General features: G+C 66.8%; 4 protein-coding genes and 2 pseudogenes. 2 read left to right on the top strand and 4 right to left on the bottom strand.

Annotation, left to right across the window (positions count from 1 at the left end):
- From RWR81_RS12100 to RWR81_RS12085, 4 genes and pseudogenes are all read right to left on the bottom strand, one after another.
- A pseudogene (locus RWR81_RS12100) lies at positions 1–343 on the bottom strand (tetratricopeptide repeat protein); the annotation flags it as partial.
- Positions 344–577: 234 nt separating this feature from the next.
- Positions 578–1,414: an undecaprenyl-diphosphate phosphatase gene (locus RWR81_RS12095; RefSeq protein WP_314457983.1), complete on the bottom strand. Its 837-nt coding sequence runs from the start codon at positions 1,412–1,414 to the stop codon at positions 578–580.
- Between the two features lie 248 nt (positions 1,415–1,662).
- Entirely contained in the window at positions 1,663–2,775 is a 1,113-nt protein-coding gene (locus RWR81_RS12090; RefSeq protein ID WP_314457982.1) for an AAA family ATPase, read from the bottom strand.
- Positions 2,776–2,885: 110 nt separating this feature from the next.
- Complete coding sequence (locus RWR81_RS12085) at positions 2,886–3,779, bottom strand: inositol monophosphatase family protein (protein WP_314457981.1); 894 nt, start codon at positions 3,777–3,779, stop codon at positions 2,886–2,888.
- A 261-nt stretch (positions 3,780–4,040) separates the two neighbouring features.
- Here RWR81_RS12085 and RWR81_RS12080 point away from each other — a divergent pair, with 261 nt between their 5' ends.
- Both RWR81_RS12080 and RWR81_RS12075 read left to right on the top strand, forming a co-directional pair.
- The gene (locus tag RWR81_RS12080; RefSeq protein ID WP_314457980.1) at positions 4,041–5,369 is read left to right on the top strand and encodes an NAD(P)H-dependent oxidoreductase; all 1,329 of its coding nucleotides are present in this window, start codon (positions 4,041–4,043) and stop codon (positions 5,367–5,369) included.
- A 90-nt stretch (positions 5,370–5,459) separates the two neighbouring features.
- A pseudogene (locus RWR81_RS12075) lies at positions 5,460–5,745 on the top strand (GNAT family N-acetyltransferase); the annotation flags it as partial.

Genomic DNA, 5,745 nt, shown 5'->3' with positions numbered 1-5,745 from the left:
GGAGGCGCCGAACAATGACCTCCAGAGGAATGTTCTTCGGTGCGTCGATACCGATGCGCAGTGCGAGTTCGTAGAGACCGGCAAGGATCTCCTTGCGTGAGGCTGCATGAATCCACGCGACTAGGGGCCAGCCGTCCTCCTCGCACCTGGCCGCCACCGCAGCGGCCAGCTGAGTCTTGCCGCTTCCCCGCATCCCCGTCAGAACCGTGCGAGGCTCGGCGCGAGCGAAGACGGCGTCGAAGAGCTCATCCTGTCCCTGCCGCTTGACGAAACCTGCGGCGATCGCGGGACGACTTCCGAAGCGATTTCGCGTAGGAGAAGCGGATGGGTGGCGTGTGGTCATGCTGCGGATCTCCCCGATGTTAGCCGACGTCCTCAGCGGCCAGTGAGTCTGCGCGTACCCCAGGGGTGGACATGGCGCCTATCGTACAAGCGGACGACGACGCTGGAACAGGATTCGTGCGGCGTCGGATCTCGATGCTGAGGAGCACAGAAATCACGTGGGGCAACGGAAGAATCCGTTGCCCCACGTGAAGAATGCCGGCGGAGGGAATTGAGTTCGGCGGCAAGGGCTCCGTCAGGCGGCGATGGTGCCGGCGGAGACCAGGGCGATGATGACCGCACCCAGTAGCACGCGGTAGACGAGGAAGGACGTGAACTTGTTGGAGGACACGAAGCGCAGCAGCCAGGCGATGGTCGCGTAGGCGACGACGCCGGAGACGACGGTCGCGATAATGGTGGGCGTCCAGCCCACGGTGTCACTGATGGTGCCGGCCTCGGTCACGGCCTCCAGCAGTCCGGCCGCAACCAGGGACGGAATGCCCATGAAGAAGGACAGGCGCGTGGCCGTCACCCGGTCGAACTTGAGGAACAGGCCGGCGGAGATCGTCGCCCCGGAACGGGAGATGCCCGGGAACACCGGGGACAGGGCCTGGAACGCACCGATGATGAGGGCGTCCTTGACAGTCACGTCCTTCATGCCCTTGGTGAGGTTCTGCTGGCGGTCGGCCATCCACATGGCCCCCGACCACAGAATGAGGGCCCCGGCGATCACCCACAGGGAGCGGACTGGTCCCTCGATGAAGTCCTTGAACAGCAGCCCGACGGCCGCCACCGGGATGGACCCCAGGATGATGCCCCAACCCAGCGTGTAGTCGGGGTCCTGGCGGGCCCGCCCATTGGTCAGGCCCTTGAACCAGGCAGTGATGATGCGGACGATATCGGCCCAGAAGTAGATGATGGCCGCGAGGATCGCACCCACCTGGATGACCGCGGTGAAGGCGGTCGTGCCCGCGGAGTTGATCTCGTAGCCGAGCAGCTTCTCGACGATGTTGAGGTGCCCGGTGGAGGACACCGGCAGGAACTCGGTGATGCCCTCGACGATGCCGAGGAGGACGGCGTGCAGCCAGTTCAAAGGGACTCCTGGGGTGGATGGATAGTGGACTCACGGCAGGTTACCGGCGCTGGAGATGGAGGAAACGGGCAGGTGACTGTGGTACCCGCCGCACCGGGGGCGGCTCGGTCGTGCAGCGACGCCGGGTCAAATACCCAGTTCTACGGCCGCATATGAGTTTGCATCCCTTTTATAACGTTGGATACGGTGCAAGTCCAGCCCGTGTGATCCCGGCGTGTGGCCGAGGAGCGGCCGTCGGCTGCTGCGACTCACTCCATGACGAGGTGTGCTGCGTGCTCGCGCAGGTACTCGCGCAGATAGGGGGCGGCGAAGTCGACCTTGCCGTAGCCGGCGGTCTTGATGATTCCGGCGGCGAGCAGCCGGTTGCGGTAGACCGACACGTAATTGACGGGGCGGTCCATGCGTTCGGCGATGTCGGCGATCTGTGACGGGCCGTCGTCCTTGGCCATGCACACGAGCATCGTGCGGTCGACGTCGGACAGGTCGCGCAGCGCCGGAGCGTGCACCAGGTTGCCGAGGCGCAGTCGGGCGGCGGTCGTTCCTGCGGCGACTACTGGCTGGGTCACTGGGCCATGGCCACTGTGCTTCCACACCTGGTACCCCACGAGCTGGATCATGAATGGGTAGCCGCCGGTCGCGTTCGCGCACTCCTGAGCCAGGTCGTTGCTCATCACCTTCTCGCCCGCGTCGAAGGTCGACTTCAGGGCCTCGCAGACGTCGTCGATGGCCACCTCGCCGAGCTCGACCCGCTCGGCCCGGCGCAGGAAGGTGGTGATGTCGTCATTGAGGAGCTCCTCAACGGCCTTGGGGAGGCCCGCCATGAGAAGGCCGATGGGAGCCCCCTCGCGAATGAGGTGCTGCACCTCTGCGGACAGAGCTTGCAGCTCCTCGCGCGGAATGGCATGCACTTCGTCGATCGTGAGCAGCAGACCGGTGCCGTGTTCCGCGAGCCACTGGGTCAGTGCTCGCGCCTTCTGCCGCCAGGAGGGCTCAAGAGTGGGCGCGTGCTCGAGTGTTGCGCTACCGCCACCAAGCGGTGTGCTCAGGCTCAAGGAGGTCAACCGTGAGCGCTCCTTGCCGGCGAGCTGCGACAGCTGGCGAGTGAACTCGGCGGCGAGTCGGTCCATGAGCCCCTCGCGTGCGGTCTCATCAACGACCACCCAGCCGCGCTCTCGTGCCGAGTCTCCCAGAGCGGTGAGCATGACGGTCTTCCCGACGCCCCTGGCGCCAGTGATGAGCTCCAGGAGTCCAGGCGCTCCGGGGCCGTCGTCGAGGCTTTCCAGAAATTCCTCAATGACGCGGTTGCGGCCAACAAGCAGCGGAGGCGTTGCGCCGGCTGTCGGTTTGAAGGGGTTGGCCATGTGTGATCGTCTCCACTTTTGCGCGCTTTAGATCTTTTAGATCTTTTATAACTTCGGGGTGTACTGATGTCCAGCAGAAGGAGGCGGCGGCTCAACCGGGGTGGGCCGGCTCAGTCCGTCTCGGCGCCCAGGTGGCTCAGGGCGACGTCGTGCAGCAGCGAGTTCGTGGCCACCGCGTTGTTCCCGAAAGGCCCGGGCTCGCCATCGAGGGAGGTGAAGCGCCCGCCCGCCTCGGTGACCACGGGCACGAGCGCCGCCATGTCGTAGAGCTCGAGCTCGGGCTCGGCCGCCAGATCCACGGCGCCCTCGGCCACGAGCATGTAGGACCAGAAGTCCCCGTAGGCGCGGGTGCGCCAGCACGACTGCATGAGCCCCAGCATCCCGCGCAGCCGCTTGGCCTGGGCCCACCCCGACAGCGAGGAGTAGGACATCGAGGCCCGGGTGAGGTCGTCGACGCCGGACACCGACATCCGCCGCGCCGAGCTCAGCGACCGCCCGGTCCAGGCCCCGCCGCCGGACACGGCCCACCAGCGCCTCCCCAGCGCGGGGGCCGAGACCAGTCCGACGACGCACTGGCCGTCCTCGATGAGGCCGATGAGCGTGGCCCACACCGGCACGCCCCGCACGAAGTTCTTGGTCCCGTCGATCGGGTCGATGACCCACTGGCGCGAGGAGTGCCCGGTGGTGGGCAGCTCCTCGCCCAGGACGGAGTCGCGCCCGCGTGCCCGTCCCAGCTGCTCGCGGATGACGCGCTCGGCCTCCTTGTCGGCCTCGGTGACCGGGGTGAGGTCCGACTTGGTCTCCACGGTGAAGTTGCCCGCGTCGAAACGGGCCAGGGTGAGGCTGTCCACCTTGTTGGCGATCGTGTGCGCCAGGTGCAGGTCGTCGCGCCAGCGTCGCTGCTTGGCCGGGGGCGCCGTCGGGGTGGGTGGCGCCGCTGCCGGCGAGGGCGCCGCGGGGGGCGCCGGAAAGACGGGGCGTTGCGGGCGGGGAGTCTCGCTCATGGCACCACGGTAGCGGGGCTGTGGGATCGGGGAGGACCCACCGCCGCCGGGCGTGCCACCTGGTTCGGAGGGAACGGATCTTGATGAGTCGTTATCAAATCTTGAGGATCTGAAAGCTGGGGGTGAAATCGTCGGAGCGGTACTTTATGCGGTTATATTGCGAAAAAATGATGCTGAGTATCCCGTCGGCAAGCGGGTGCGATTTGGCTGCTTGTTATTGTTTCGTTACGCTATTGGGTGTGATCCGACCTGGGAGGCTCTATGCAGCATAATGCTGGTTTTACCAGGGACGACGTCGTCATGGCCGCCCTGGAGATTGGTGTGGACCGGTTCACGATGGGCAAGGTGGCGCGCCTGCTGGGGGTCAGTGCGGTCGACTTGGGACGCTCTGTCAGCTCGCGCGACGACCTGCTCGTCGCCTGCCTTGAGCGAGTCTCCGCCGACATCACGCTGCCACCGGCCGGACTGAGCTGGCAGAAGTATCTGCGTCAACTGGCCGACTCGCTGTGGGACGTGCTCGACGCCAATCCCGGTTTGGACCACATACTCATCGACCTGGCCTGGGCCTACGTGCCCTTCATGTCTGTGGCCAAACGGGCTCACAGCGCGCTCGTCTCAGGCGGTCTGCGCAGTGAGGACGCCTACCTGGCGCTCAGTTGCACCCTGTCGACGGTTCTGACCTCCCACCGGCAGGCGGCCGCCATGGCCGAGACGATCGAGTCCGAGCATCAGCCGGGGCGCCGTGAGCGCGGCATCGACATCGCCACTCGCATGTGGGACGAGCGCTTCGGCGGATCGGGCTCTGGTCTGGGGCGGCGCCGATCGCACGCGTTGCCCGGCCGCGACGACACCGGCCGCGTCCCCTTCCGTCCTGAGCAGTCCTGGCTGAACCGTGGCGCGATGAGGCCCAGGCTGGAGGTCCTCATCGGTGGTTTCTCAGGCCTGAGCGACGTCCTGTCCACCTCTGGCGCCGGGGGCGATGGCGCCGCACGGGGAGCGTCCCCGGCACTGCAGTCCAACGACACCAGGGAGCTCTCAGTGAACACTCTTGTTCTCGTCTTCCACCCCAACATCTCCGAGTCGCGGGTCAACAAGGCCCTGGGCGCGGCAGCGGAGTCGCTCGGTGGCGGCATCACCGTGCGGTACATGTACGACATCTATCCCGACTTCAACATCGACGTGGCCACCGAGCAGGCCGCCCTGCTGAGTGCCGACCGCATCGTCCTCCAGTACCCCCTGTACTGGCTCTCCTGCCCGCCGCTTCTCAAGAAGTGGCTCGACGACGTCCTCACCTTCGGGTGGGCCTACGGCTCGACCGGTACGGCCCTGCACGGCAAGGAGCTCCTCCTGGCCGTCAGCGTCGGCGGTGCCGGCAGCGCCTACGGCCGTGAGGGGGCGCATGTCTATACGATCCACGAGTTCCTGCGTCCCATGCAGGGCACCTCACGGGTCGTCGGCACCAGGTACGCCGTGCCCTTCCTGTCGGTGGGTGCCCTGGAGATCGCCGACGAGGCCATCGCCCGGCGCGCGCGGGACTACGCCGCGGTGCTCCAGTCCCCTGAGCTGCCGATGCTCGACATCTTCGGCTGAGGCGCCGCCCGTGCCTCAGCCTGCTGGGTCCCGTCGGTGCGATCGCCGGCGGGGACCGTGCGTTGACCGAGCCCGCCGTAGGATTTCGGCATGGTTGAGATCGTTGCGTACCGACCGGAGCAGCGCCAGGCGCTGCTGGACCTGTCCCTGCGCGCCTGGGCCCCGGTTCTCCCGCTCATGGAGCAGGACGTGCCAGCCTTCGTCTACCGATCCTTCTACCCCGAGGGCTGGCGGCAGCGGCAGGCCGCGGATCTGGCTGAGGTCCTCGATGGTGAGCCCGACGGCGTCGACGTCGCCGTCCTCGACGGTCGCCCGGTGGGGTGGGTGTGCACCCGTCTGCACCCCGAGGACAGGATGGGGGAGGTCTACATCGTCG

This window comes from uncultured Actinomyces sp., assembly GCF_963526355.1.
GTDB lineage: Bacteria > Actinomycetota > Actinomycetes > Actinomycetales > Actinomycetaceae > Actinomyces.
Note: the sequence above shows the minus strand (reverse complement) of the source record. Positions and strands in the feature narration are given on the sequence as shown.

Coding starts and splice junctions, on each gene's coding strand:
- RWR81_RS12090 (WP_314457982.1), bottom strand. CDS start 2,775: ATGGCCAACCCCTTCAAACCGACAGCCGGCGCAACGCCTCCGCTGCTT.
- RWR81_RS12085 (WP_314457981.1), bottom strand. CDS start 3,779: ATGAGCGAGACTCCCCGCCCGCAACGCCCCGTCTTTCCGGCGCCCCCC.
- RWR81_RS12080 (WP_314457980.1), top strand. CDS start 4,041: ATGCAGCATAATGCTGGTTTTACCAGGGACGACGTCGTCATGGCCGCC.